Origin of the sequence: Streptomyces sp. x-19 (assembly GCF_046549115.1) — a bacterium.
GTDB lineage: Bacteria > Actinomycetota > Actinomycetes > Streptomycetales > Streptomycetaceae > Streptomyces > Streptomyces albulus_C.
In genome coordinates, this window is the sequence record NZ_JAJPWK010000017.1 from 16,591 (window position 1) to 39,525 (window position 22,935).

The following is a 22,935-nucleotide window of genomic DNA, read 5'->3' on the forward strand; positions in this document are numbered from 1 at the left end:
GCGCTCAGAAGTCGCCGGCGAGGATGCGGGCGAGCAGCAGTTCCGGGTTCTGCTCGGCGGCCCGGTGGAAGGCGGCGGCGTAGGCGGCGTCGCCGATCGCCGCGCGGGCCCGGCGCTCGCACTGTTCGCGCACCGCGCGGAGTTCGGGGGTGCCGCGCTGCGGGTGCCCGACGGTGCGCCAGAACGCCTGGCCGCTGCCGTAGACCTGGGCGGCCGACGCACCGTCGCCCTGGGCGGCGACCGCGGCGGCCAGCAGGTCCAGGCCGAGGGCGATCCCGAAGTTGTCGCCGATGCGCCGCTTGGCGGCGAGCATGGCACGGGCGTGACCCGCGGACTCCTCGGGCCGGTCCTGGAACAGCGCGATCAGGGCGAGCTGGTAGTCGGTGTAGGAGCGGGACCAGTACTCGCCGCGTTCGACGCACCCGTGCCGCAGCACGGTGGCCGCGGTGCGGGCCTCACGCAGCCGCCCCAGGGCGGTGAGCGCGAACAGCCGGACGAGGTGGCAGCGCAGCCGGGCGGCGGAGTCGAACGGGTCGTCCGGCGGCGGGCCGAGCACCTGGCCGGCGACGGTGTGGGCGGTCAGCGGGCGGCCGGCCATCAGGTGGGTGAGGCCGATCAGGTAGCCGGCCGCGAGCACCGCGTCGTGGTCGCCGCTGTCCCGGGCGGTGCGGGCGCACTCCCGACCGAGGGTTTCGGCGGCCTGGATGTCCCCCTGGAGGAGGACGGCGACGCCGAGCGCCCACAGGGCCCGGGTGCGGGCGGTGCCCTCGGCGTCCTCGGCGGCCTGGGCGGCCAGGGCGCGCTCCAGGTAGTCGCGGGCCTCGTGCAGGTGCCCGCAACAGGTCCAGAAGAAGCCGATGGCCGCGGACAGCTCCTGGGCGCGGGCCGGGGCGCTGCCGAGCAGGTGGTCCAGCGCGGTGCACAGGTCGACGTACGACTCGGCGACCCGCCCGTACCAGGTGACCTGGTCGGGGCCGAGCCAGCCGAGTTCGGCGCGGCGGCCGAAGCCGACGAAGTGTTCGGCGTGGCGGTCGGCGACGGTGACCGTCTCGTCCAGTTCGGCGAGCCACATCCGGCCGTATTCGCGCAGGGTGTCCAGCATCCGGAAGCGGTTCCCCTCGCGGCTGACCACGGATTTGGCGGCCAGGCCGGCCAGCGCGGTGCGCACCGCGTCGGGGGTGAGGGGCCCGTCGGCGCAGACCGCGGCCGCGGAGCCGACGTCGAAGGTGCCGCGGAAGACCGACAGCCGGGCCCACAGCAGCCGTTCCAGCGGCGCGCACAGTTCGTGGCTCCAGCCGATGGCGGTGCGCAGGGTGCGGTGGCGCGGGGTCCAGGGCATCCCGGTGCCGTCGAGGGCGTCGAGGCGGGATCCGAGCCGCTCGACGACCTGGGCCAGCGGGCGGTGCGCGAGCTGGGCGCCGGCGAGTTCCAGGGCCAACGGGATGCCTTCGAGGCGCCGGCAGATGAGGGCCGCGGCATCGGCGTTGAGCGGGTCGGCGAGCCGGAGGTCGGGGGCCGCGGTGCCGGCCCGCTCGGTGAAGAGCGTCAGCGCGTCGTTGGTCCCGGTGCAGGGCAGCGGGCCGATCTCGGTGATCCACTCGCCGGCGACCTCCAGCGGCTGCCGGGTGGTGACCATGACGGTGACGCCGGGGGCGGCGGTGAGCAGGTCGCCGACCAGGTCCCGGCAGGCCGCGACGAGGTGTTCGCAGGAGTCCAGGACCAGCAACAGGTCCTTGTCGGCGAGCCATTCGCAGAGCGCGGCCACCGGTGTCCGGGCCGAGTGGTCGGCCAGCCCGACGACGTCGCAGACGGCGGCGACCAGCAGCTGGTCGCCTTGTAAGGGCCACAGCGGGACCCAGTGGACCCCGTCGGGGAACCGCGCCGTGGCCGCTTGGGCGGCCCGCATCGCGATCCGGGTCTTGCCCACACCACCGGGCCCGGTGAGGGTGATCAACCGATGCTGCGTCAACTCGCTGCTCAACTGCCGAAGTTCGGCTCGCCGGCCGACGAAGCTCGTCGACTCCTCGGGAATGTTGCTCGCCACCGGCCCAGTTTGCCCCACGCCGCGGGCCGTCCGCGTCCGCCCTGCCAGCGGGCGGGTTCAGGGCGTGACGATGGGGAAGTTGGGGTCCGGGGCGCTGAGCAGGCCGAGCAGTTCGCGCAGCGCCGCAGCGGGCTCACCCTCCTGAGTGACCGCGGTCGGGATGCGGCCGCCGAGCAGCTCGTGGAGCTGGGGTTTGGTGAGCGTGAGGGCGGCGTCGGTCCCGCTCTCGGGGGCGGGGGCGCCGGGGGTGCTGAGGTGGGTGAGCGCGCCGTTGGAGAGGGTCAGGTGCCAGGTTCGGTCCTCGTCGGCGAGGTGGAGGGCGAGGGTCAGGTGCGCGTGCCAGGCCCGCGGCCCGTCGACGCGGATGGCGAGCGAGTCCAGGAGCTGGTCGACGCTGCGGGCCCGGACCAGGTCGGGGGCCGGGGCGTCCGGTCCGGTGGTGTCGGGGCGGGCGGCGGCCGGAGTGCCGCGCAGTTCCATGGCGGCGGTCAGGTAGTAGTTGCGCCAGGTGCCGTTCTCGCAGCCGTGGCCCAGCCGCTGGTAGACGTCGGCGAGTTCCCGGCGGGCGCGCGGGTCGTGCGGGGCGGCGAAGACGGCGTGGTTGAGGAGGGTGGCGGCGAACCGCAGGTCGCCGGCGGCGGCGTACCGCTTGCCGGCGTCGACGGTGGCCGCGACGCCGCCCAGCGTCTCCACGTAGCGCCGGGCCTGCTCGGCCGGCGGGTGCTCCCACAGGTGGGCCGGGTTGCCGTCGAACCATCCGAGGTAGCGCTGGTAGATCGCCTTGACGTTGTGGCTGAGGGAGCCGTAGTAGCCGTGGTGCGCCCAGAGCCGTTCCAGGCCCGGGGGCAGCCGCAGCTCCTCGGCGATCTCGGCGCCGGTGCGGCCCTCGTTGAGCAGCCGCAGGGTCTGGTCGTGCAGGTATGCGTAGAGGTCGCGCTGGTTGGCGAGCAGGCGGCGGATGCGGGCGTTCCCCCAGGTCGGCCAGTGGTGGGAGGCGAAGGCGACCTCGCTGTCGGCGCCGAAGAGCGCCAGCGCCTCGTTGAGGTAGTGGGCCCAGCGCCGGGTGTCGCGGACCACGGCGCCGCGCAGGGTGAGGACGCTGTGCATGGTGTGGACGGCGTTCTCCGCGGTGCACAGCGCGCGGTGGGACGGGGCGGCGAAGTTCATCGCGGCGGGGGCGTCGGCGCCGGGGGTGAGCTGGAAGACCAGGCGGATCCCGTCGACGATCTCCTCCTGGCCGGTGCGGGTGACGTCCACGGTCGGCGGGACGAAGCTGCGGGTGCCGGCGGAGGGAAGGGTGCCCAGGCCGCAGCCGATCTGGCCGTCCGGGGCGGCGGGCAGCTGCGTGCCGTACATGTACACGGCGCGCCGGGCCATGGCCGGGCCGGTGTACAGCTGCTCGCCGACCGCGCTCTCCCGGAATCCGGCGGGTGCCAGCACCGGTACCGGGTGGTGGTCGGGCGGCAGGACGCCGCGGGCGCCGCCGAAGTGGTCGGCGTGCGCATGGGTGTAGATCAGGCCGGTGACCGGTCGGTCGCCGCGGTACTTGCGGTAGAGCTCCAGCCCGGCGGCGGCGGTCTCGGTGGACAGCAGCGGATCGACGACCAGGACGCCGTGGTCGCCCTCGATGAGCGACATGTTGGACAGGTCCAGGCCGCGGACCTGGTAGATGCCCTCGGTCACTTCGTACAGGCCCTGTCGGCTCACCAGCCGCCCCTGGCGCCACAGGCTCGCGTCGGCGGATGCGGGGCAGTTCCCGGCCAGGAAGGCGTGCCGCTCGGCGTCCCAGACCACCCGGCCGTCGGCCGCGGTGATCCTGGGCGGGTCGAGCGGGGCGATGAAGCCGCGGTCGGCGTCGGCGAAGTCCTCGTGGTCGTCGACGGACACGGTGTCGTCCACGGGCACAGCGGTCACGGCGCGCCACCTCTCGCAGACCGCGGGCCATCACGGGCGCATGGCCCACACGTTCGATTTAACCGAAGATGTCGGGCCGCCGCACGCGTGGGCGCCGGCGCGCCCCGGCGCCCCGCCGTTCGGCCCGGTCCGGACCCGCGCCCGAGGTCCGGTGGCACCGGGCGAACGGGTCAGACCGGCTCCGCCTCGATCACCGAGAAGCGGTTGGGGCGCGGGAGGGGCGTGACGCCGCGGACGGCGAATCCCGCGCTGCGGCACAGCCGCTCGAAGTCGTCCCGGGTGCGCTCCCGGCCGCCGACGTTGACCAGCATGTTGAGGTCGCTGAGGTAGCGGATCACGTCGCCCGAGGCGTCGGCGACGGCCGGCAGGACCGGCTCGACGATCAACAGTCGACCGGCGTCGGGCACGACCCGGCGGAGGTGGCCGAGGATCTGCCGGCACCGCTCGTCGTTCCAGTCGTGCAGCACGCTCTTGAGGAGGTAGAGGTCGGCGCCGTCGGGGGCGGTGGCGAAGAAGTCGCCGGTCACCAGGGAGCAGCGGTCGGCCAGGCCGTCCCGGGCGAGCCGGCTGCCGGCCTGGGCGAGGCCCTCGGCGCGGTCGAAGAGGATGCCGCGCAGCGTCGGGTGGGTCCGCAGGACACCGGCCAGCAGGGTGCCGTCGCCCCCGCCGACGTCGGCCACGGTGACGAAGCGGTCGAAGGGGAAGGCCGTCGGCAGCAGCTCGGCGGTGTCCGCGGTGCCCTGGCTCATCGCGGCGTTGAACTGGGCCGAGAGGGCCGGCCGTTCGGCGAGGTAGCCGAAGAAGTCGGTGCCGAAGACGGTGTCGAAGGCGGGTGCGCCGGTGCGGACGCTGTCGTCGAGGTGGCCCCAGGCGCGCAGCAGGGCCGGGTCGGTGAACATCCGGACGAGGGCGTTCAGCGAGCCCGGGGCGTCGGTGCGCAGTTGGGCGCCGACCGCGGTGGCGGCGAACCGGCCCGGCGCGGGCTCGGCGAGCAGCCCCAGGGCGGTCAGCGCCCTCAGTAAGCGCGCCATGGCCTGTGGTTGCGCCGCGCACGCGGCGGCCAGGTCGTCGGCGGTGTGCTCGCCCTCGCCGATCCGGTCCAGGACGCCGAGCCGGACGGCGGCACCGGCGACGTGGCTGGCCATGGCACCGTAGGTGAGCTTGACGAGGGCGTCCCGGTGCTCATCCGCGGGGCGGGGCGGTTGGGGCACGAGGTACGGGCGGTGCTGTTGCGACGGGTCGTCCGGCATGGCGGGGTTCCTCTCCGGTGATGTCCGGTCAACGGCGTTACGCACGGGGCCAGGAAGGGCACAACAACGCCTGTGTGCCGTTGCACACCCCGCACGGACCTACGCACTTAGGTAACCCTAAGTCGGTCCGATCTCCGAAGCAACGCCCCCGTCCAGAACCCTGCCCGTACGGCGCGACCGGCAGCACCACCCGGGAGAGGAGGGACGCTCCCTGTCCCCCGACGACAACCGCCAACTCCGCGACCTCGCGGAACAGTTCCCGCCCGAGGCCGCCCCCTGCCCACCTGTCCGCATACCCGCGCCGGCGACCCCGTTCCGGCGCTGGGCGGTCTGGTTGATACTGGCCACCGCGATCGCGGTCCTGGTCACCGGCGTGGCCCTCGCGCACGGCCTGCTCCTGGCCGGCGGACTGGTACTGGCCGGGGTGGCCGGACAGCACTTCACGCCGCCCCGCTCCGCCGCCCTCGACCGCGACCGCGACCGGTAGCCGGACGGGGACCGCCCGTACGCCGCCGGACGTGGCCGGCCCGCTTGCCGTCGCTCTGGGACTTCGAAGGGCAAGCGGGCCGGTTGTCCTGCACACGCGCCTCGGGGCGCACCTCACGTGACGCGGCGGCTCCTCGATGCCACGGCGATGCACACCGCCCCCAGCACCAGGGTCAGGGCGCCGATCACGACGTTGTTCCAGATGACCCCCGCGTCGGGACCGCGCCCGACGATCCAGGGCGACACGATCAGCCAGGCACCGATCGCGCACATCGCGCCGCTCAGGCCGTACATGCGCTCCGGAGTGACGGTGAAGCCGACCGCCAGCAGGGCGATCGCGATGCCGACGATGAGGTTGTGGGTCATCAGCGCCGGCTGCGAGGCCGTGTAGTGCACGATCCACGGTGACGCCGCGCAGTACAGGCCGACCAGGAACACCGGCCCGTCGACGAACACCACGTCCCGGCCACCGAGCGTCCGCTCGAACCGGGCCCGCATCTCGGAAACATCAGGGTGACCAGCGAGATCTCCCCTGTGGTGTGAGACGTCGGCCATACGACTCGCCTCCTTCGGTCATGCGTCGGGGCCGCATCACGTGGCATCAGCCACTCACCTTTATTTTGCCCTTATGTCGCCTTTATGTGTAGATGTCGAGGTGGGTAATTTGACCGGATCCGGTCATCGGGGACACGAGTCTCTGGACCGGCCCCCGGAGCGTCCCGCACCCGGCCCCGGCCACAACCTCCCCGGACAGAACACCTAGCGCCGTCGGCCGTCCGCCGCCCCCACCAGCGCCCCGCCCCGCCGCACGCCGCCGGCGGCTCCGTGCGGGCTGCGACGGGCGGAGCGCAGCCCGGCGCCCCAGCGGGCCAGCAGCACCCCCGCGCCGGGCAGGCTCGCGGCCAGCACGAGCACGCCGTAGACGACGGCGGTGGCCAGCCCCTGTGCGGCCCCCAGCCCTGCGGCGCCGAACGCCCAGGCCGCGACGCCCTCCCGGGGACCCCAGCCGCCGACGTTCAGCGGCAGCGCCATGGCCAGCAGGGCCAGCACCACCAGCGGCACCAGGTCGCCGGCCGGCGCCCGCACCCCGGCGACCCGGGCCGCCAGCACGAACGTGGCCACGTAGCCGACGAGGACGACCGACGACGCCCCGACGACGCCCGGCCAGCGCGCCCAGCCCGCCACGGCCCGCCCGGCCTCGGACACCGCGGCCCGCCACCCACCGCCGGGCCGGTCGGCCGCACCGGCCCGGCGACGACGCGCCCGGCCCAGCAGCACCGCCACCAGACCACCGGCCACCAGCGCCGCGAGCACCCAGCCGGCGGTCGGTCCGGTGAGCGCCCGGACCATCGCGGCGCGCACCGGCGAACGCTGCACGGCCAGCAGCACCGCACCGACCACCAGCAGCACCAGTTGCCCCGCGGCCCGCTCCAGGACGACGGCGCGCACCCCGCTGCCCACGTCCCCGGCGGCCCGGCCGTGCCGCACCGCGCGGTGCACGTCGCCCCACACGCCGCCGGGCAGCGCCGCGTTGAGGAACAGCGCCCGGTAGTAGTCCGCCACCGCCTGCCCCAACGGGAGCCGCAGGCCCAGGCCGCGGGCGACCAGACACCACCGCCACGCGCTGCACACGGTGGTCAGCACTCCGATGCCCACGGCGACCAACAGCGTGCCGGCGTCGATCCGGCGCAGCCCGTCCAGGAGGGCGCCTGAGCCCACGTGCCACAACAGGACCGTCAGGATCGCCAGTCCGCCGAGCGTCCGCAGCCAGGGCCACATCCGGCGCGTCATCACCCTGATCGGGGGCCCGGGATGCCGGCCGGAGCGGGCAGGGCCAGCAGGTCGACGTGGTGCACCGTGACGCCCAGCTCCCCCGCCGCGCACGCGTCCAAGCGGCGCCGCAGGTAACCGTCGGCCGCGGCCGCCAGCTCCGGACGCGCCTCCCGTGCGGCGCCCACCCAGCCGCGCAGCCACCGTTCGGCCAGCGCGCATTCCGGCCCGCCCAGTCGCCAGGGACTGGGCCGGCTCACCACCCGCGCGCCGCGCCGGGTGAACGCCTCGGTGGCCGCCGCGACGGCGTCCGGACCCAGTCGCCGGCAGCCGCCGTCGGTACGGCGCTGGTGGGCGTTGAACGCGGCGGAGAGGGCGGCGTCGAGGGGGTCGGCCGGGGTGAGTTCGACCCGGCCGGTGACCGAGAGCGCCAGCAGCGCCGGGCAGCCGGCACCCGTGCAGGCCGCGGCGACGGTCTCCAATTCGTCGCCGGTCAGCAGGTCGAGCAGGGCCGAGGCGGTGACCAGGGACGTCCCCGCCAGGTCGGCGGCGGTCAGACCGGCGAGGTCGGCTTGCAGGGTGGTGACGGTGACGGGCCGTCCGTCGGCGGCGGTGGACGGGATCCGGTCGGCGGCCCGGGCGAGCAGGACCTCGTCGTGGTCCTGGAGGACCCAGTGCTGGGGGCCGGGCAGTCGGACCGCGAGCCAGCGCCCCATCGCCCCCGTGCCGCAGCCCAGGTCACGGATCACCAGGCCGCCGGTGCCGCCGAAGCGTTCCGGAGCGGGGGCCGCGGCGAGCCGGTCGCGCAACGGGCGCAGCAGCTCCGGCACACGGGCCGCGTCGTCCGCCCGCTCCCGCAACTCCAGCCACTGCGGACAGAACCGCGGTCTGCCGACCGCCCCGGTCACGGACTCCTCGGCGCGTTCCGCAGCCGTTCCAGCGCGCCGGCCAGACTGTGCGACGTCATCTCCCACCCCTCCAGCATGGCACGGCGACCCCGTGCGGAGACCGCCAGTCGCCGCCGCAATGCGCGATCGTCGAACCAGGCACGGAGTGCCGCCGCCAAGGCGCCCCGTTCGTCGGGGGGAACCAGCAGCCCCGGCACGCTCCCGTCGGGCGCCCGCCCGACCGCCTCCGGCACTCCGGCCACCGCCGTCGCCACCACCGGTACGCCGCGCGCCAACGCCTCGGTGAGCACCATGCCGTAGGTCTCGGCGTACGAGGCGAGCAACACCAGGTCGGCGGCTGCGTAGTGGGCGGCCAGTGCGGCGCCGGTCCGCGGGCCGGTGCAGGCGATGCGCCCGGCAAGGCCCAACTGTGCTATCCGTGCTCGGAGTTGGTGCGCGGTGTTCGGGTCCTGACGGGTGCTGCCGACGAAGGCGCAGGTCCAGGGGGCGTCGGTGACGGTGGCGAGCGCCTCCACCAGGCGGCGGTGGCCCTTGCGCGGGGTCACCGACGCCACGCACAACAGCCCGCCGGCGCCGTCCGTCCCGGGCGCGAGCGGGGCGGGGTCGACGCCGGGCCGGGCGACCGTCACCGGCGGCAGCCCCGGCCCGTGGTGACTGCGGATCCGACGCGCCGCCCAGTCACTGGTGGCGATCACCGCGTGGACGGCGTGCAGGGTGCGCCGTTCGCGGGCGTCCAGCTCCGCGGCCGTTGCCGGGGTGAGCCCGGTCTCGTCGGCGAGCGGCAGGTGGACCAGGACGGCCAGCCGCAACCGGGCGGCCTCGGGGCGGAGAACGTCGGGCACCCCGCAGGCCACCAGGCCGTCCAGCAGCACCACCGCGCCGTCCGGAAGACCGGCCAGCAGGCGGGCCAGTGCGGTGGTGGCGGTGGCGTCCGGCTGCGGCCAGCCGCCGGACACGTGATGGCGGTGCACCTGCCAGCCGAGGGCCGGCAGGTCGCGGCAGACGCGTAGGTCGTAGCGGTTGCCGCCGCTGGGTGCCCGGTCGTCGCCGACGCCGCCGGGCAGGACGGCATGCACCACCCGCGCGCACGCCGGGGCGCGGCCGGTCAACGGGTGCGCCGGGGCCGGCTCACAGCGTCCGCTCGTAGCTGGCCCAGGCCACGTGGGACTCGTGCAGGGTGACGGTGATGCCGCTCAGGTCGCGGGCGCCCGCGCCGAGGTTGCCGGCGTGCACCCGGTCGGCGAGCCGGTCGGCGATCACCTTGGCGAGTGCCTCGGTGGAGGTGTTGGTCCCGGCGAAGGCGGGTTCGTCGTCGAGGTTGCGGTAGTTGAGCTCGGCGATCACGCCGCCGAGTTCCTGGGTGGCGAGGCCGATGTCGACCACGATGTTGTCGTCGTCGAGTTCGGGGCGGCGGAAGGTGGCGTCCACGATGAAGGTGGCGCCGTGCAGGCGCTGCGCGGGTCCGAAGACCGCACCGCGGAAGCTGTGCGCGACCATCAGGTGGTCGCGGACGGTGATGCTGAACACGGGTGTTCCTCCAGGAGGTGTCGCCGACGGTCGGGCTCGGACGGAAGTCGTGGGCGGTGGGACGTCACACCGCACCGGGGGCCGGGGTGCCGGGCGCCGGGTAGCGGATGCGGTGGCAGAGCGCCGGGAGCGCGCCGGAGGCCAGTTCGGGCAGCACCGACGGCAGTTCGTCGAAGCGGGATTCCCCGGTGATCAACGCGTCGAAGGCGGGGTCGGCGAGCAGGTCGAGCGCGAGCGCCAGGCGGTCGGCGTGGGTGCGCCGGCCGCGCCGGGCCGGGGCGACGGCGCCGACCTGGCTGCTGCGGACGGTCAGTCGGCGGGAGTGGAAGGACTCCCCCAGCGGGACGCTGACCCGGCGGTCGCCGTACCAGCTGAGCTCGATCACGGTGCCTTCCGGAGCGAGGAGTTCGAGGGCCCGGGCCAGGCCGTCCTCGGTGGCGCTGGCGTGCACGACGAGGTCGCAGTCGCCACGGGCGTCGGCGGGCAGTGCGAACGGGACGCCCAGCGCCGCGGCGGTGGCGGCGCGCGCCGGATCGGCGTCGACCAACTGCACCCGGGTGGCCGGGTGTCGGGCCAGCAGCGCGGCGACCGCGGCCCCGACCATGCCGCCGCCGATCACCGCGATCCGGTCGCCGAGCAGCGGTGCGGCGTCCCAGACGGCGTTCACCGCGGTCTCGACGGTGCCCGCGAGGACGGCGCGCCCCGCGGGGACGACGTCCGGCACGGGGGTCACCGCGCCCGCGGGGACGACGTAGTGCGTCTGGTGCGGGTAGAGGCAGAAAACCGTGCGGCCGCGCAGCTCGGCCGGCCCCTCCTCGACGAGGCCCACGTTGAGGTAGCCGTATTTGACGGGCGCCGGGAACGTGCCCTCCTGGAACGGCGCCCGCATCGCCGCGTACTGGCTCCGCGGGACGCCCCCGCGGAACACCAGGCTCTCGGTCCCCCGGCTCACCCCGGAGTACAGGGTGCGCACCAGCACCTCGTCGGCGGCCGGTCGCGGCAGGTCGACCGTGCGGATCTCGCCGCGGCCTGGAGCGCTGAGCCAGAAACTCTGGGCGACGCGCGGCAACGAGTCCTCCTGGACGGTGCGGCGATGCGTCATGAATGCTGAGGGGCGCACGCCGGGGATCATGGCGACGCCGTCACGATACGCGGCGTCCCCCGGCTCCGCCACAGTGTCCCGGGAGGCGTGATGGCCATACAAGGGCGGTGCGGGACAAGGCCGTTCGGCCCGGACCGGGTGGCCGGCCCGCTCGCGCAGGTGGTGCTGTTGGGGGCGCTGTGCCGGACGGTCGGGCTGGGCCCGGCGGGCTGGCTGACCGGCTGCGCCTGCACGGTGGCCACCTGGGCCGCGCTCACCCGGGCGGTACGCGGCTCCTGGCTGCCGTCCTTCGGGCCGGCCAACCGCGTCACGCTGGCCCGGGCCACGCTCGTCGGCGGGGTCGCGGCACTGGTCGCCGACTCCTTCGGCCGCCGGTCGCCGGTGGCGGTGCTGGTCGGGCTGGCCGTGGTGGCGCTGGTCCTGGACGCGGTGGACGGCCGGGTGGCGCGGCGCACCGGAACGGCCACCGCACTGGGGGCACGCTTCGACATGGAGGTCGACGCGTTCCTGATCCTGGTGCTGTCCGTCTACGTGGCGGTCCCGCTGGGACCGTGGGTGCTGGCCGTCGGCGCGCTGCGCTACCTCTTCGTCGCGGCGTCCTGGGTGCTGCCGTGGTTGCGGGCGCCGCTGCCGCCCAGCACGGCGCGGAAGGCGGTGGCCGCGGTGCAGGGCGTGGTGCTGGTGGCGGCGGGCACCGGGCTCGCGCCGCGTCCGCTGGAGCGGGTGGCGGTGGCGGCGGCGCTGGCCCTGTTGGGGTGGTCGTTCGGGCGGGACGTGCGGTGGCTGTGGCGGGCCGGGGTGCGCCCGGCCGGCGCCGCCGCGGTACGGCCGGTGCACGCCGCGCCCGCGGGGCGCCGGGGCCGTGGGGAGTCCGCGCCGGGGACGGGGTGAGGCTGCGGGCACGGGGCGTGGTGGGGCGGGTGCCGGGGCGGGTGCCTCAGATCCCGGCGTGCCGTCCGAGGTAGACGACGAGCGCCAGGAATGCCAGCACCAGGTGGGTCACGGCGATGGAGAACAGCACCCGTATCCACAGGCTGCGCCGGGCCGCCTCGTGGGCCGCGGCGCGATGGGTCACCAGGACCGTCCCGGGCAGCCGGGCCAGCCGGGTGCCGGGGCGGATCGCGGTGGCCCGGGCCCGACGGACCCCGCAGCGGAGCGAGTGCCGGTGCCGGGCGGCGATCTCCGGGCAGGTCCGCCCGTGGCCGCGGGGCGGGCGGAGCGCACCCCGGCCGGGGCGGCCACGGCCGCGGCAGGCCCGTGCCGAGGCGAGGGGTATGCAGGTACGGGAGCGGACCGCACGCCACGGCGGCGGTCCCTTGCGTCGCGGTGCGCCGGACATCGGTCACCCGGCTCCGGAGCCGGAGGCCGTGTGCCGGCGGCGCGGTGCCGCGGCGGTCATTCCGCCGCCCCGCCCTGGCCGGTGCCACCGGAGCGGCGGTCCGGGTCGATCCCGACGCCGCGCGCGATGCGCAGCGCGTCGTCCAGTTCGTCCTCCGCCACGGCCAGCGCGGCGGGGTCGTCGGCGGCCCGCGCCGCTTCGACGGCGGCCCGCGCGGCGCGCACCCGTTCCCGTACCGACTCGGCGAAACCGCCCACGCATGCCCTCCGCGTTCAGGCCGACCGGCCATCGCGATGATCGTTGAACAGGGGAATTCCTCAACTGTAGACGACGGACCCACCGGATTGAACGGGCGGGGCGACTCCGGTGGGTTCGGCGCCGCCGCCGAATCGACGGCCCGGACCCCGCACTTGCCGCGCGCGCTCCCCGGGCCCCGGGGGCCGCGACCGGCCGGGGTCCGCGACCGGCGGCGTCGGGCGGCGGCCGGCCCGAGCGGACGGGCCCGCGGAGCGGGCGACGGCGCCCCGGCACGTCGAGCGGGGTGACCCGATGAGACGGGGAGGACGGTGCCGTGCCGTGCGCGGAGCGTGAGCGCGCGGGGCACCTGCGCGGGCGGGCACACCGTCGTCCCGCAACGGCACGGAGGCGCCCGTCGCACGGCGCCACCCCGGTAGCGGCCGTTGGAGTGATGAAGCGGACCGGAGCGCCCCGGTCGGGTGTCGTCGGGGTGCGGCCGGCGTTGAGTATCCGTGACCGTCCCCCGCCTCCGTCCGTGGTTTCTGCCGGCCAGCCTCGCGGCCCTGTTGGCCGAGGTCGCGCCGGACGGCCCGACTGACGCTCCGTCCGATCGCGGCCCCGGCCCGGCGGCTGATCCCGGGTCGGGCGCCGGGCACCCCGGAACGCCGCCGTCCGCCCCGCGTTCCCCCGACGCCCGCCCCGGCGCCCCGGCCCTGGAAAGCTGAGCCCTGCACGCACCGTGGTCAACGGGCTACCACATGTGGCGGGTCCCGACGATCGCCCATAGCTTCGCCTCATGGCGCTTCGACAGATGACCCACGGGGCACGGCGGATGACCTACGCGGGGTGCGCGGCGGTGGTCCTGGCCGGCGTACTCGGCGCGGCCCCGCCGTCCCAGGCCGTGGCGGACCGGGACGACAGGGTGCACGTCGTCCGCCCCGGGGAATCGATCCAGCAGGCCGTGGACGCGGCCCGGCCGGGCGACACGGTGGTCTTGTTGCCCGGCGTGTACCGCGAGAGCGTGCTGATCAACAAGTCGCACCTGATGCTCCGCGGAGTGGACGGGGAAGCCGTGCTCGCCCCGCCCGTCACCCGGGCGGAGAACGCCTGCGGACAGACCGGTGACGGCATCTGCGTCACCGCCGGCCCCGGCGGCCCGGTCACCGACGTCCACCTGCGGTCGCTGACCGTCGAGGGGTTCCGGCGGAACGGCGTGTGGGCCTCCGGCACCGAGGGGCTGACGGTGCGCCACGTCACCGCGCGCCACAACGGCCAATGGGGCATCGGGCTGGAGAAGTCCGTGCACAGCCTGCTCCGCGACGACACCGCCACGGAGAACGGCGACGCGGGGATCTTCCTGGCCAACGCGGTCATGGAGGAGGGCGGGGCGCTGGACACCCGCCGCACCCTGATCGTCGAGAACCGGCTCGGCGGCAACCGCATCGGCATCACCGCCCGGCGGGTCCGCAACCTCCTGATCGCCCGCAACAACGTGATCGGGAACTGCGCCGGGATGTTCGTGGTCGGCGACGAGGGCCGCCCCAAGGCCGGTGCGCTCACCGTGCGGGACAACGACGTCTCGCGGAACAACAAGCACTGCCCGGCGACCAAGCGCCTGCCGTTCCTCCAGGGGTCCGGTGTCGTCCTGACCGGCACCGAGGACTCGCTCGTCCAGCACAACCTCGTCCGCGACAACGTCGGTGACTCCCCGCTCTCGGGCGGGGTGGTGCTCTTCCCGAGCTTCGTCAAGTCCCCCAACGAGCGCAACCTCATCCGGGACAACGTGGCGCTGCGGAACGCCCCGGCGGACCTGATCAACGGAGACCCGGCCGGCCAGGGCAACGTCTTCGTCCGCAACACCTGCCGGACCTCCAGGCCGGTCGGCCTGTGCCGGTGACCGCGCCGGCGCCCGGCAGCACCCCCATCGGAACGTCAACGGGAGAAAGAGGCGGAATGACCACCGTGAGCCCCACCCCCCAGCCCTCGATGCGGCTGCGGGAACTGATCTTCGGCGCCGCGTGCGCGGCAGCCGTCCGGGCGACCGCGCGGCTCGGCGTGGCCGACGCGCTGGGCGAGGCGCCCACCACCGTCGAGGAACTGGCCGCTTCCGTGGGCACCGAGCCGCGCCCCCTGGAACGCATGATGCGGGCGCTGGCCTGCTACGGGATCTTCGAGGAGACCGCGGACGGGAAGTTCGCCCATACCGAGATGTCGCGGCTGCTGCGGGAGGACTCCCCCAACAGCCTGCGCTACATCTCGCTGTGGTGCACCGAGCCGTGGACGTGGGAGGCGTGGCCGCGGCTGGACGACGCGGTGCGCTCCGGCCAGAACGTCTTCGACGACCTCTACGGCAAGGGGTTCTTCGACTACCTGCACCAGGACGCCAAGGACTCCGCGCAGGTCTTCGACCGGGCGATGACCGCCTCCAGCAAGCAGTCCGCCCGCGACGTCGCCGAACTCCTGGACCTCACCGGGGTGTCGTCGGTTGCGGACATCGGCGGCGGGCAGGGCCACGTCCTGGCGGGCCTGCTGGAGAAGTACCCGTCGCTGAGCGGCACCCTGCTCGACCTGCCGTCGGTGGTGACGAACGCCGACCCCCGGCTGCGGGACGGCGGTCCGTTGGCCGACCGGGCGCGGATCGTGCCCGGCGACTGCCGCGAGGACATCCCCGTCCAGGCCGACCTCTACATCATCAAGAACATCCTCGAATGGGACGACGACAGCACCCGCCGGACCCTGGGCAAGGTCGTCGAGGTGGCCCGGCCGGGTGCCCGGGTCGTGGTCATCGAGAACCTCGTCGACGACAGCCCGTCGATGAAGTTCACCACCGCCATGGACCTGCTGCTGCTCCTGAACGTGGGCGGCGCCAAGCACTCCAAGGAGAGCCTGGTGCGCCACATGGCCGAAGCCGGGCTGCTGGTCCACGACATCCTCGTGGTCAACCCGTACCTGCACGCCTTCGAGTGCACCGTCCCGGCCGACTGAGCCCAGATGGAGCCCGGGCGGAGCCGGCCGGTGGCGGTCGGCGCGACGGCGGCCTCCCCGCAGGACCTGGCGGGGAGGCCGGCCACCGTGCGCCGGTCCGGATCAGCCGGCGCCGTCCCGTTCCCAGCAGTAGAACTCCTGGGCCATCGCGTCCTTCGGACTGCGCCAGGTCGCCGGGTCGTACGCGCTGACGTACGCGGACAGCTTCTGGCTGACGGCCTGGAACTCCGGGTGCTGGTGCGCCTTGGCGATCTCCGGGCCGGGCGGCAGGTCGGACTCGATGAGGTGCAGGTACACGTCACCGAACTGGAACAGCTTCCGTCGGTTGACGCCCACCAGCTGGGGCAGCTCCGTGCGGTCCGAGGCCGCGAAGACCTCGGCGATGTCGGGAGCCGAGCCCGGCTTCATCCGGGCGACGATCAGAGCGTGGTGCATCGGGGGTTTCCCTTCGTTGCCGCCGGGCGGCGGTCCGGGGTCGGGCTGGCGGAGCGTCAGTTGGCCGGGGCGGCCGCGCGGAGCTCGCGGTCCCGCTGCTCGATCCGGTCCCGGATGAGTTCCATCTGGATCCGCGAGTTGCGGTTGATGTGCTCGGTCATGCCCTTGTCGTCGACCGGGGCCTCGGGCTTCATCGCGAAGTCCTGGGTCCAGTGCATCGACGTGCCGCCGGGGATCTCCTTGTACTTCCAGAAGATGTCCATGAACTTGAACGGGCCGGTCTCCACCCGGCGGGCGCGGACGGTCAGCGCGCCCCGATCGGGGGTCCGCTCGGAGATCCAGCTCCAGACCTGGCCGTTCTCGTCCGGGTGCATGGTCAGCCGGAACGTGGTCGTGTCGCCCTCCCGGGACAGCACCTCGACCGAGGCGTACTCGCTGAAGAGCTGCGGCCAGTTCTCCAGGTCGTTGGTCATGTCCCAGACGAGGCTGAGCGGGGCGGCGATGGTGATCTCGTTCTCGGTGTGGCCGGGCATGTCAGGCTCCTGTCGTGGTGACGGTGTCGGTGTTGACGAGGTCGAGGAAGTCGTGCGGCGTCTTGGCCCGCTCGGCGTCCGGGGGCAGCGACCGCTCGTAGCGGTTCTCCAGTTCGCCGACGATGCCGAGCAGGCCCAGCGAGTCCAGCCCGTACTCGGCGAAGGTCACTTCGGGCCGGTTCGCCATCTCCTCCGGGTCGACGGTCAGGCCGGCGGCCGACTTCATCAGCGCGGCCAGTTCGTCGAGGGTCAGTTGAGCGGTCATGGCAGTCTCCTTTCAGGAGGGGGACTTCTCGCACCGCCGCAGCACCATCGCCGCGTTGGAGCCCATCAGTCCCCGGCTCAGCACCAGCGCCGTCTGCAGCTCGGCGGGCCGGGACTTCCCGGTCACCACGTCGAGGTCCACGGTGACGTCGACGACGTTGGGGGTCGGCGGCACGACGGAACCCTCCATGGAGAGCACCGCGGCCGCGATGTCCAGGACGGGTGCGCCGCAGTACGCCCGGCCGATGCCGGTCTTGGGCGCGGTCACCGGAACCTCCGACGCGTGCCGCCCCAGGGCGTCGGCGAGCGCCGACGCCTCGGCCCGGTCCGCCGCGGGCACCCCGAGGGCGTCCGCGAAGACCACGTCGATCTCCTCGGGCGCGCACCCGGCGTCCGCCAGCGCGCCCTCGATCGCCCGGGCCAGCCCCTCCCGGGACTGCTCCCAGAGGGCGGCGCCGGTGAAGGTGGCGGCGTGGCCGGCGAGCACGGCCCGGGGCCGGGAGCCACGCTCCTCGGCCGCCGTCCGTTCCTCGACGACCAGCATCGCGCCACCCTCCGCGGGCACGAACCCGCACGCCGCATCCGTGAACGGACGGTAGGCGCGGTCGGGTTCGACACACCGGCTGAGGTCCTCGTACCCGAGCTGGCAGACGACCGAGTACGGGGCGAGCGGGGCCTCGGCGGCGCCCACCACCACCGCCGCGGTGCCGCGGCGGATGGTGCGGGTGGCGTGCGCCAACGCGTCCAGTCCCCCGGCCTCGTCACTGGCCACCACTCCGCACGGCCCCTTGAAGCCGCCGCGGATGGAGATCTGGCCGGTGCTGGCCGCGTAGAACCAGGCGATGGACTGGTACGGGCCGACGTGGCGCGAGCCCTGGCCCCACAGGTGCTGCAACTCCCGCTGGCCGAACTCGCCGCCGCCGGAGCCGGCCGCGGTCACCACCCCCACCGCGAACGGCGAGCGGTTGTAGTCGGCCCGGCCCAGCAGGGCGTCGTCCAGCGCGAGGTTGGCCGCGGCCATCGCGAAGTGCGTGAACCGGTCGGTCTGGACGAGGAAGCGCTCCTCGATCAGCTCGCCCGGATCGAAGTCGCGGACCTCGCCGGCGACCTTCAGGGGCAGTTCCTCGCACCCCTCGCGGGTGACCGTGTCGAGAACGCTGATGCCCTCCTTGGTGGCCTTCCAGAAGGCTTCGGTGTTGGCCCCGTTCGGGGCGATCACACCGATGCCGGTGACGACGGAACAACGTTCGTGCGGGGAGTTCATCTCGGCCTCCCACCCGGCCTGGTCAGGACCACGGCTGACTGGAACCCGCCGAATCCGCTGCCCACGGAGAGCACCGAACGCAGCGGCACTTCCCGTGCGGTCTTCGGCACGTAGTCGAGGTCGCACTCCGGGTCCGGGGTCTCGTAGTTGGCGGTCGGCGGGACCACCTGATGGGTCAGCGCCAGGACGCACGCGACGATCTCGATCGCCCCGATGGCGCCCAGCGAGTGGCCCACCATCGACTTGATGGAGCTCATCGGCACCTTGAAGGCGTGGTCGCCCAGCGACTTCTTGACCGCCGCGGTCTCGTGCCGGTCGTTCTGCTGGGTGCCCGAGCCGTGGGCGTTGACGTAGTCGACCTGGGTGCGGTCGAGCTGCGCGTGGGCCAGTGAGCGGTTGATCGCCTCGGCCATCTCCAGACCTTCCTGGGTCAGGCCGGTCATGTGGTAGGCGTTGCCGAAGGTGGCGTAGCCCCGGACCTCGCAGTGGATGGTGGCGCCGCGCGCCCGCGCGTGCTCCAGTTCCTCCAGGACGAGGACGGCGCCGCCCTCCCCCATGACGAACCCGTCGCGCCGGGCGTCGAACGGCCGGGAGGCGTGGGCGGGGTCGTCGTTGTTCGCGGAGGTCGCCTTGATGGCGTCGAAGCAGGCCACCGTGATCGGGGAGATCGGCGAGTCCGACGCGCCGGCGACGCAGACGTCGGCGCGGCCCTCCTCGATGGTGTGGAAGGCGTAACCGATGGCGTCGAGGCCGGAGGTGCAGCCCGTCGAGACGGTCTGCACCGGGCCGTGCGCCCCGATCTGCTCCGCCACCGCCGACGCCAGCGAACTGGGCGAGAAGGCGCGGTGCAGATGCGGTCCGGCCGGCCGGTGGTCCACGTCCCAGCGGCGGCCGGACTGGCTGACCGCCACGTAGTCGTGCTCCAGGCGCGTGGTGCCGCCGACCGCGGTGCCCAGGGACACCCCGATCCGCCACGGGTCCTCCCGCGCCACGTCCAGGCCGGCCTCCCGCAGCGCCTCCGCCGCGGCGACCAGCGCGAACTGCACGTACCGGTCCGACTTGGCCACCTGTTCCTCGCTCAGCCCGTGCTCGGCCGGATCGAAGTCGCACTCGGCGGCGATCCGGGACCGGAAGCCGGTCGGGTCGAAGAGGGTGATCCCGCGGGTGGCCGTCCGCCCGGCGGAGAGCAGGTCCCAGAAGGCCGGGATGCCCACGCCGCCCGGGGCGACGATGCCGACACCGGTGACCGCCACGCGGCGGGTCATGACACCGGCTCCGTCCGTTCCGGTGGGGCGGCCGGTGTGCTCTGCTCGGCCGCCTCGCCCTCCGTGTCGACGTGGCCCAGCTCCGGGCGCGGGGCCAGCGGGCCGAGGTGGAAGACCATCCGGGCCTCGATGTCGCCGACGTTGCGGAAGCGGTGCCGCATGTAGGGCGGGATCATCAGCCCCTGGTCCGGCCGGAGCGCGAAGGTCTCGCCGTCGAGGTCGACCTCCAGGGCGCCCTGGACGACGTAGACGAACTCCTCGGAGTACGGGTGGTAGTGCTCCCCGATGCGCTCGCCGGGCTGAACGAGTGCCATGCCCATGAAGCCGCTCGTGGCGCCCACCACGCTGGGTGTCAGCATCGCGCGCAGATCACCTCCGCGCCGGCGGTTGGGCTGGGTCTCGCTGAGGTCCACGATGCGTGGGCGGTGCGTGGTCATGGCTGATTCCTCCAGTGGCGTGCTGCCGGCGGATGGGGGTGGTGCGGCCCGGCGACGGCCTGACGGCCGGCCGGTCGGCGACCGGGGCGGTCAGGCGTCGTACGCCCGACGGTCGGTGATGAGGTCCATGTCGGCGCGGGCCAGGAAGTGGGCCAGCTCGCGGTCGGTGGTCAGACCGCCGGCCACGTCGCCGTCGAGCAGCCGCCGCAGCACGGCGAGCTTGCGGGGGCCACGGGCGCCGAGGGACACCAGCGGGTCGCGGTCGATGGGCGCCCGCAGGTCGACGAGGCGGACGACGATGTCGTCGCGCTGGAAGATCGTGCTGCCGTGCACCGGGGACGCCGGGTCGTCGGCGGTCTCCTCGTCCTGGCGGGCCAGCATCTTGGCCAGCGTCATGCCGAAGCCGGGCTTGGCCGGGTAGTACAGCGCGTGCCGGGACAGGGCCTCGGGGTCCTCGGACTCGGGACCGCCGGCCGCCACGTGGTGCACCGCCGGCAGGGCGGCGCGGGTGAAGAACACCCGGGCGGAATCGGGGTCGTTGAGGTCCCGGTCCTGTTCCAGGTAGGGGTTGATGGCCTCCTCGACGGCCCGGACCTCGGGCTGCTGGGAGACGTGGCGCAGTGCCGCGATGAGGTCGCCCTGCACCTCGATGGCCCGCACGACGCGGTTGCCGTACATGAACAGCGAGGTGCGGCGCAGCCGGGTCCGGTCGTCGACCCGCGCCGCCGGCGAGGTGTAGCCGGAGAGGATGTCGGCCACCGTCGATTCGCTGCCCGGCTTCACGGTGAAGGTGAGGGCGTGCCGCACGACGCCGTCCCCGACCCGGGGGTTCGCCTGGAGCCGGCTCTTGGCGGGCTCGGGGGCCCGGACGGCGACGTTGGAGGTCTCGCGCAGGACGCTGAAGCGCAGGGAGCGGGTGTCGCGCACGCAGCTGTGCAGCGGCTGGACCATCTTGACGTGCTCCTCGCTGTTGACCCAGGCGAGGAAGGGCGGGGCGCTCTCCCACTCACTGGTGATCAGCCACTGCGAGGGGTTCTCGATGGACTGGCACAGCTGGTCGCTGATGTGCCCGGGCACGGAGGCCACCTGGTTGCGCAGCTGTTCGTAGGCTTCCAGGAACTGCTGCTGAGCTCCTTCCTCCAGGTCCAGCATGAGCACGACCCGGAGCTTGGAGCCGTCGAAGGCGGACTGCGATATTCGTTCCGACAGCGTTGTCATCGTCTACGCATCTCCTTCAGGGCACGAGGCCCCTGTGGTGCGTCGTCAGTTCCGGCGCGCTCCGGGTGTTGCCGGTGCCTTCCGATTACTCCCGATGCGCTCCGGTCGACTGAGCCGGATGGGCGGACCTCCGGCCCGGCGTGTCGCGGGGGCGGTCCGGATTCGATCGTGGCCAAGACCCACGGTCGGCGCGAGATGTGTGAGCCATGCAGGTGAACCGTGATGGAAGGGGCGACGGGCCGGGCATGCGTTGCTCCATCTCCCGTACACGCCGCTGCAGCTGGAGCACGCACATGAATCCCAAGGTCGAGGACCGGGTGCCGGTACTCATCGTGGGCGGGTCCCTGGTGGGTCTGTCCGCCTCGCTGTTCCTGGGACGCCTGGGTGTCCCGCACGTCCTGGTGGAGAAGCACGCGGACACCTCACGGCATCCACGCGGACGGGGGAACAACGTCCGCACGATGGAGCTGTACCGGGTTGCCGGCGCCGAGGAACGGATCCGTGCGGCCGCCTCGGTGCTGGCCGACAACCACGGCATCCTCCAGGCCCGTTCGCTGACCGGTGACGAGCAGGAGTGGCTGTTCCGCGAGATCGACCCGGGCGGCGCACTGGCCAAGTTCAGCCCGTCCGCCTGGTGTCTGTGCAGCCAGAACGACCTGGAGCCGGAGCTGCTGCGGTGCGCCCGCGAACTCGGCGGCGACCTGCGGTTCAGCACCGAGCTGCTCAGCTGCGACCAGGACGCCGACGGAGTGACCGCGGTGGTCAAGGCCCGGGACACCGGTGAGCACGCCACCCTCCGCGCCGATTACCTGATCGCCGCGGACGGCCCCCGCAGCCCGGTGCGGGAGCGGCTGGGCATCGGCCAGACGGGCCCCGGGGACCTCTTCCACAACGTCAGCATCACCTTCCGCGCCCCCGAGCTGGCGGACGCGGTCGGCGACCGGCGCTTCATCGCCTGCTACCTGACCGATCCGGAGGCCGACGGCGCGCTGCTGCCGGTGGACAACGTCGAGCAGTGGGTCTTCCACGCGCCCTGGCACCCCGACCGGGGCGAGAGCCTGGAGGACTTCACCGACGAGCGGTGCGTCGAGCACATCCGGCGGGCAACGGGCGTGCCCGGAATGGCGGTTGAGATCACCGGCAAGGCACCCTGGCACGCCGCGGAGCGGGTCGCCGAGCGGTACTCCGCGGGCCGGATCTTCCTCGCCGGCGACTCCGCCCACGAGATGTCCCCCACCGGGGCGTTCGGCTCGAACACCGGCATCCAGGACGCGCACAACCTCGCCTGGAAGCTCGCCGCCGTCCTCGACGGGGCCGCGTCGCCGGCCCTGCTGGACACCTACGAGGAGGAGCGCCGGCCGGTCGCCCAGGTCACCAGCGCCCGCGCCTCCGCCCGGTCCGCCGAGCACAGCCACCCCGGCTACGACCCGGCGCCCGCCGGCGGCGGCCGGCAGCGCGGAGTGCTGACCGTGGCCCTCGGCTACTGCTACCCGCGGGGCGCGGTCCTCGGCGCCGACCCCGACCTGCCGGTCGTCCCCGAGCGGATGCGGCTGACCGGCGAGCCGGGCACCCGGGCCCCGCACCTGTGGCTGCACGCGGACGGCACGCGGCGCTCCACCCTGGACCTCTACGAGCGGTCGTTCGTCCTGCTGACCGGGACCGAGGACGGCAAGGCGTGGCGCGGCGCGGCGGAGGCCGCCGCGGCGCACTGGTCGGTCCGGCTGGAGCACTACCGGATCGGCATCGGCGTCGACGCCGACCTGATCCCGGAGGACGGCGCCGACTGGGCCGAGGTGCACGGGACGGCGCCGGAGGGCGCGGTGCTGGTGCGGCCGGACGGCTTCGTGGCGTGGCGCGCGGACGGCCGGGTGGCCGACCCGGAGGGGGCGCTGCGGGAGGTCCTGGGCGGTCTGCTCCGCCGGGCCTGATCCGCTCGCCCCACCCAGGGGCCGGCGGG

Annotated in this window: 23 protein-coding genes; 5 read left to right on the forward strand and 18 right to left on the reverse strand. The window is 74.2% G+C overall.

What is annotated here, in order from left to right; genetic code table 11:
* Window positions 1-4 precede the first annotated feature (4 nt).
* The 3 genes from ACLJT4_RS29605 to ACLJT4_RS29615 all read right to left on the reverse strand — a co-directional run bounded on the left by ACLJT4_RS29605 (window position 5) and on the right by ACLJT4_RS29615 (window position 5,208).
* Complete coding sequence (locus tag ACLJT4_RS29605; protein ID WP_411126893.1) at window positions 5-2,044, reverse strand: ATP-binding protein; 2,040 nt, start codon at window positions 2,042-2,044, stop codon at window positions 5-7.
* A 57-nt stretch (window positions 2,045-2,101) separates the two neighbouring features.
* Window positions 2,102-3,958 (reverse strand): alkyl/aryl-sulfatase, encoded by a 1,857-nt coding sequence (locus ACLJT4_RS29610; protein WP_411126895.1) that lies wholly within the window; start codon window positions 3,956-3,958, stop codon window positions 2,102-2,104.
* Window positions 3,959-4,128: 170 nt separating this feature from the next.
* Window positions 4,129-5,208, reverse strand: a complete 1,080-nt coding sequence (locus ACLJT4_RS29615; protein WP_411126897.1) for a methyltransferase — start codon at window positions 5,206-5,208, stop codon at window positions 4,129-4,131.
* Between the two features lie 334 nt (window positions 5,209-5,542).
* Here ACLJT4_RS29615 and ACLJT4_RS29620 point away from each other — a divergent pair, with 334 nt between their 5' ends.
* Window positions 5,543-5,695 carry a hypothetical protein gene (locus tag ACLJT4_RS29620; protein ID WP_411126899.1) on the forward strand — a complete coding sequence of 51 codons (153 nt, stop codon included), beginning with the start codon at window positions 5,543-5,545 and terminating at the stop codon, window positions 5,693-5,695.
* A 113-nt stretch (window positions 5,696-5,808) separates the two neighbouring features.
* On the opposite strand, the gene ACLJT4_RS29625 is transcribed toward ACLJT4_RS29620, so the two are convergent.
* The 6 genes from ACLJT4_RS29625 to ACLJT4_RS29650 all read right to left on the reverse strand — a co-directional run bounded on the left by ACLJT4_RS29625 (window position 5,809) and on the right by ACLJT4_RS29650 (window position 11,001).
* Window positions 5,809-6,249, reverse strand: coding sequence for an SPW repeat protein (locus ACLJT4_RS29625; RefSeq protein ID WP_275465868.1), 441 nt, complete (start codon window positions 6,247-6,249; stop codon window positions 5,809-5,811).
* A gap of 204 nt (window positions 6,250-6,453) precedes the next feature.
* The gene (locus ACLJT4_RS29630) at window positions 6,454-7,485 is read right to left on the reverse strand and encodes a lysylphosphatidylglycerol synthase transmembrane domain-containing protein (protein ID WP_411126902.1); all 1,032 of its coding nucleotides are present in this window, start codon (window positions 7,483-7,485) and stop codon (window positions 6,454-6,456) included.
* The gene (locus tag ACLJT4_RS29635; protein WP_411126904.1) at window positions 7,485-8,372 is read right to left on the reverse strand and encodes a class I SAM-dependent methyltransferase; all 888 of its coding nucleotides are present in this window, start codon (window positions 8,370-8,372) and stop codon (window positions 7,485-7,487) included. The genes ACLJT4_RS29630 and ACLJT4_RS29635 overlap by 1 nt, the downstream gene beginning before the upstream one ends.
* Window positions 8,369-9,481 (reverse strand): glycosyltransferase family 4 protein, encoded by a 1,113-nt coding sequence (locus tag ACLJT4_RS29640; protein WP_411126906.1) that lies wholly within the window; start codon window positions 9,479-9,481, stop codon window positions 8,369-8,371. The genes ACLJT4_RS29635 and ACLJT4_RS29640 overlap by 4 nt, the downstream gene beginning before the upstream one ends.
* Window positions 9,482-9,500: 19 nt before the next feature.
* Window positions 9,501-9,899 (reverse strand): 6-pyruvoyl trahydropterin synthase family protein, encoded by a 399-nt coding sequence (locus ACLJT4_RS29645; protein ID WP_016577144.1) that lies wholly within the window; start codon window positions 9,897-9,899, stop codon window positions 9,501-9,503.
* Window positions 9,900-9,963: 64 nt separating this feature from the next.
* Window positions 9,964-11,001 carry a zinc-dependent alcohol dehydrogenase gene (locus ACLJT4_RS29650; RefSeq protein ID WP_411127139.1) on the reverse strand — a complete coding sequence of 346 codons (1,038 nt, stop codon included), beginning with the start codon at window positions 10,999-11,001 and terminating at the stop codon, window positions 9,964-9,966.
* Between the two features lie 90 nt (window positions 11,002-11,091).
* Here ACLJT4_RS29650 and ACLJT4_RS29655 point away from each other — a divergent pair, with 90 nt between their 5' ends.
* Window positions 11,092-11,892, forward strand: coding sequence for a CDP-alcohol phosphatidyltransferase family protein (locus ACLJT4_RS29655; RefSeq protein ID WP_411126908.1), 801 nt, complete (start codon window positions 11,092-11,094; stop codon window positions 11,890-11,892).
* 46 nt (window positions 11,893-11,938) lie between these two features.
* Here the strand turns inward: ACLJT4_RS29655 and ACLJT4_RS29660 are convergent, their stop codons facing one another.
* Window positions 11,939-12,340: a DUF6126 family protein gene (locus ACLJT4_RS29660; protein ID WP_233659480.1), complete on the reverse strand. Its 402-nt coding sequence runs from the start codon at window positions 12,338-12,340 to the stop codon at window positions 11,939-11,941.
* A gap of 56 nt (window positions 12,341-12,396) precedes the next feature.
* Window positions 12,397-12,597 carry a hypothetical protein gene (locus tag ACLJT4_RS29665; protein ID WP_411126911.1) on the reverse strand — a complete coding sequence of 67 codons (201 nt, stop codon included), beginning with the start codon at window positions 12,595-12,597 and terminating at the stop codon, window positions 12,397-12,399.
* A gap of 776 nt (window positions 12,598-13,373) precedes the next feature.
* On the opposite strand from ACLJT4_RS29665, the gene ACLJT4_RS29670 reads away from it, so the two are divergent.
* Entirely contained in the window at window positions 13,374-14,474 is a 1,101-nt protein-coding gene (locus ACLJT4_RS29670; RefSeq protein WP_411126913.1) for a nitrous oxide reductase family maturation protein NosD, read from the forward strand.
* 56 nt (window positions 14,475-14,530) lie between these two features.
* On the forward strand, window positions 14,531-15,562 hold the full coding sequence (locus tag ACLJT4_RS29675) for a methyltransferase (RefSeq protein ID WP_411126915.1): 1,032 nt from the start codon (window positions 14,531-14,533) through the stop codon (window positions 15,560-15,562).
* A gap of 102 nt (window positions 15,563-15,664) precedes the next feature.
* On the opposite strand, the gene ACLJT4_RS29680 is transcribed toward ACLJT4_RS29675, so the two are convergent.
* The 7 genes from ACLJT4_RS29680 to ACLJT4_RS29710 form a co-directional block, all read right to left on the reverse strand.
* A complete protein-coding gene (locus tag ACLJT4_RS29680) occupies window positions 15,665-15,997 on the reverse strand; it encodes a TcmI family type II polyketide cyclase (RefSeq protein WP_016573736.1) in 333 nt (110 codons plus the stop codon).
* A 56-nt stretch (window positions 15,998-16,053) separates the two neighbouring features.
* Window positions 16,054-16,530, reverse strand: a complete 477-nt coding sequence (locus tag ACLJT4_RS29685) for an SRPBCC family protein (RefSeq protein WP_016573737.1) — start codon at window positions 16,528-16,530, stop codon at window positions 16,054-16,056.
* Window position 16,531: 1 nt separating this feature from the next.
* Window positions 16,532-16,795, reverse strand: a complete 264-nt coding sequence (locus tag ACLJT4_RS29690) for an acyl carrier protein (RefSeq protein WP_016573738.1) — start codon at window positions 16,793-16,795, stop codon at window positions 16,532-16,534.
* Window positions 16,796-16,807: 12 nt separating this feature from the next.
* On the reverse strand, window positions 16,808-18,058 hold the full coding sequence (locus ACLJT4_RS29695; protein ID WP_411126918.1) for a beta-ketoacyl synthase N-terminal-like domain-containing protein: 1,251 nt from the start codon (window positions 18,056-18,058) through the stop codon (window positions 16,808-16,810).
* Complete coding sequence (locus tag ACLJT4_RS29700) at window positions 18,055-19,323, reverse strand: beta-ketoacyl-[acyl-carrier-protein] synthase family protein (protein ID WP_016573740.1); 1,269 nt, start codon at window positions 19,321-19,323, stop codon at window positions 18,055-18,057. Before ACLJT4_RS29700 ends, ACLJT4_RS29695 begins: the two co-directional genes overlap by 4 nt.
* Entirely contained in the window at window positions 19,320-19,760 is a 441-nt protein-coding gene (locus tag ACLJT4_RS29705) for a cupin domain-containing protein (RefSeq protein ID WP_411126920.1), read from the reverse strand. Before ACLJT4_RS29705 ends, ACLJT4_RS29700 begins: the two co-directional genes overlap by 4 nt.
* 90 nt (window positions 19,761-19,850) lie before the next feature.
* Window positions 19,851-20,978, reverse strand: a complete 1,128-nt coding sequence (locus tag ACLJT4_RS29710; RefSeq protein WP_411126922.1) for a SchA/CurD-like domain-containing protein — start codon at window positions 20,976-20,978, stop codon at window positions 19,851-19,853.
* 293 nt (window positions 20,979-21,271) lie between these two features.
* Here ACLJT4_RS29710 and ACLJT4_RS29715 point away from each other — a divergent pair, with 293 nt between their 5' ends.
* Window positions 21,272-22,906 carry an FAD-dependent oxidoreductase gene (locus tag ACLJT4_RS29715; protein ID WP_411126924.1) on the forward strand — a complete coding sequence of 545 codons (1,635 nt, stop codon included), beginning with the start codon at window positions 21,272-21,274 and terminating at the stop codon, window positions 22,904-22,906.
* Window positions 22,907-22,935: the final 29 nt, after the last annotated feature.

Bases quoted from the DNA above. Each gene is read 5' to 3' on its own strand.
- ACLJT4_RS29680 (WP_016573736.1), bottom strand. From the start codon at position 15,997: ATGCACCACGCTCTGATCGTCGCCCGGATGAAGCCGGGCTCGGCTCCC.
- ACLJT4_RS29630 (WP_411126902.1), bottom strand. From the start codon at position 7,485: ATGACGCGCCGGATGTGGCCCTGGCTGCGGACGCTCGGCGGACTGGCG.
- ACLJT4_RS29615 (WP_411126897.1), bottom strand. From the start codon at position 5,208: ATGCCGGACGACCCGTCGCAACAGCACCGCCCGTACCTCGTGCCCCAA.
- ACLJT4_RS29705 (WP_411126920.1), bottom strand. From the start codon at position 19,760: ATGACCACGCACCGCCCACGCATCGTGGACCTCAGCGAGACCCAGCCC.
- ACLJT4_RS29660 (WP_233659480.1), bottom strand. From the start codon at position 12,340: ATGTCCGGCGCACCGCGACGCAAGGGACCGCCGCCGTGGCGTGCGGTC.
- ACLJT4_RS29650 (WP_411127139.1), bottom strand. From the start codon at position 11,001: ATGACGCATCGCCGCACCGTCCAGGAGGACTCGTTGCCGCGCGTCGCC.
- ACLJT4_RS29715 (WP_411126924.1), top strand. From the start codon at position 21,272: ATGAATCCCAAGGTCGAGGACCGGGTGCCGGTACTCATCGTGGGCGGG.
- ACLJT4_RS29655 (WP_411126908.1), top strand. From the start codon at position 11,092: ATGGCCATACAAGGGCGGTGCGGGACAAGGCCGTTCGGCCCGGACCGG.
- ACLJT4_RS29710 (WP_411126922.1), bottom strand. From the start codon at position 20,978: ATGACAACGCTGTCGGAACGAATATCGCAGTCCGCCTTCGACGGCTCC.
- ACLJT4_RS29685 (WP_016573737.1), bottom strand. From the start codon at position 16,530: ATGCCCGGCCACACCGAGAACGAGATCACCATCGCCGCCCCGCTCAGC.
- ACLJT4_RS29670 (WP_411126913.1), top strand. From the start codon at position 13,374: ATGGCGCTTCGACAGATGACCCACGGGGCACGGCGGATGACCTACGCG.
- ACLJT4_RS29625 (WP_275465868.1), bottom strand. From the start codon at position 6,249: ATGGCCGACGTCTCACACCACAGGGGAGATCTCGCTGGTCACCCTGAT.
- ACLJT4_RS29700 (WP_016573740.1), bottom strand. From the start codon at position 19,323: ATGACCCGCCGCGTGGCGGTCACCGGTGTCGGCATCGTCGCCCCGGGC.
- ACLJT4_RS29695 (WP_411126918.1), bottom strand. From the start codon at position 18,058: ATGAACTCCCCGCACGAACGTTGTTCCGTCGTCACCGGCATCGGTGTG.
- ACLJT4_RS29690 (WP_016573738.1), bottom strand. From the start codon at position 16,795: ATGACCGCTCAACTGACCCTCGACGAACTGGCCGCGCTGATGAAGTCG.
- ACLJT4_RS29675 (WP_411126915.1), top strand. From the start codon at position 14,531: ATGACCACCGTGAGCCCCACCCCCCAGCCCTCGATGCGGCTGCGGGAA.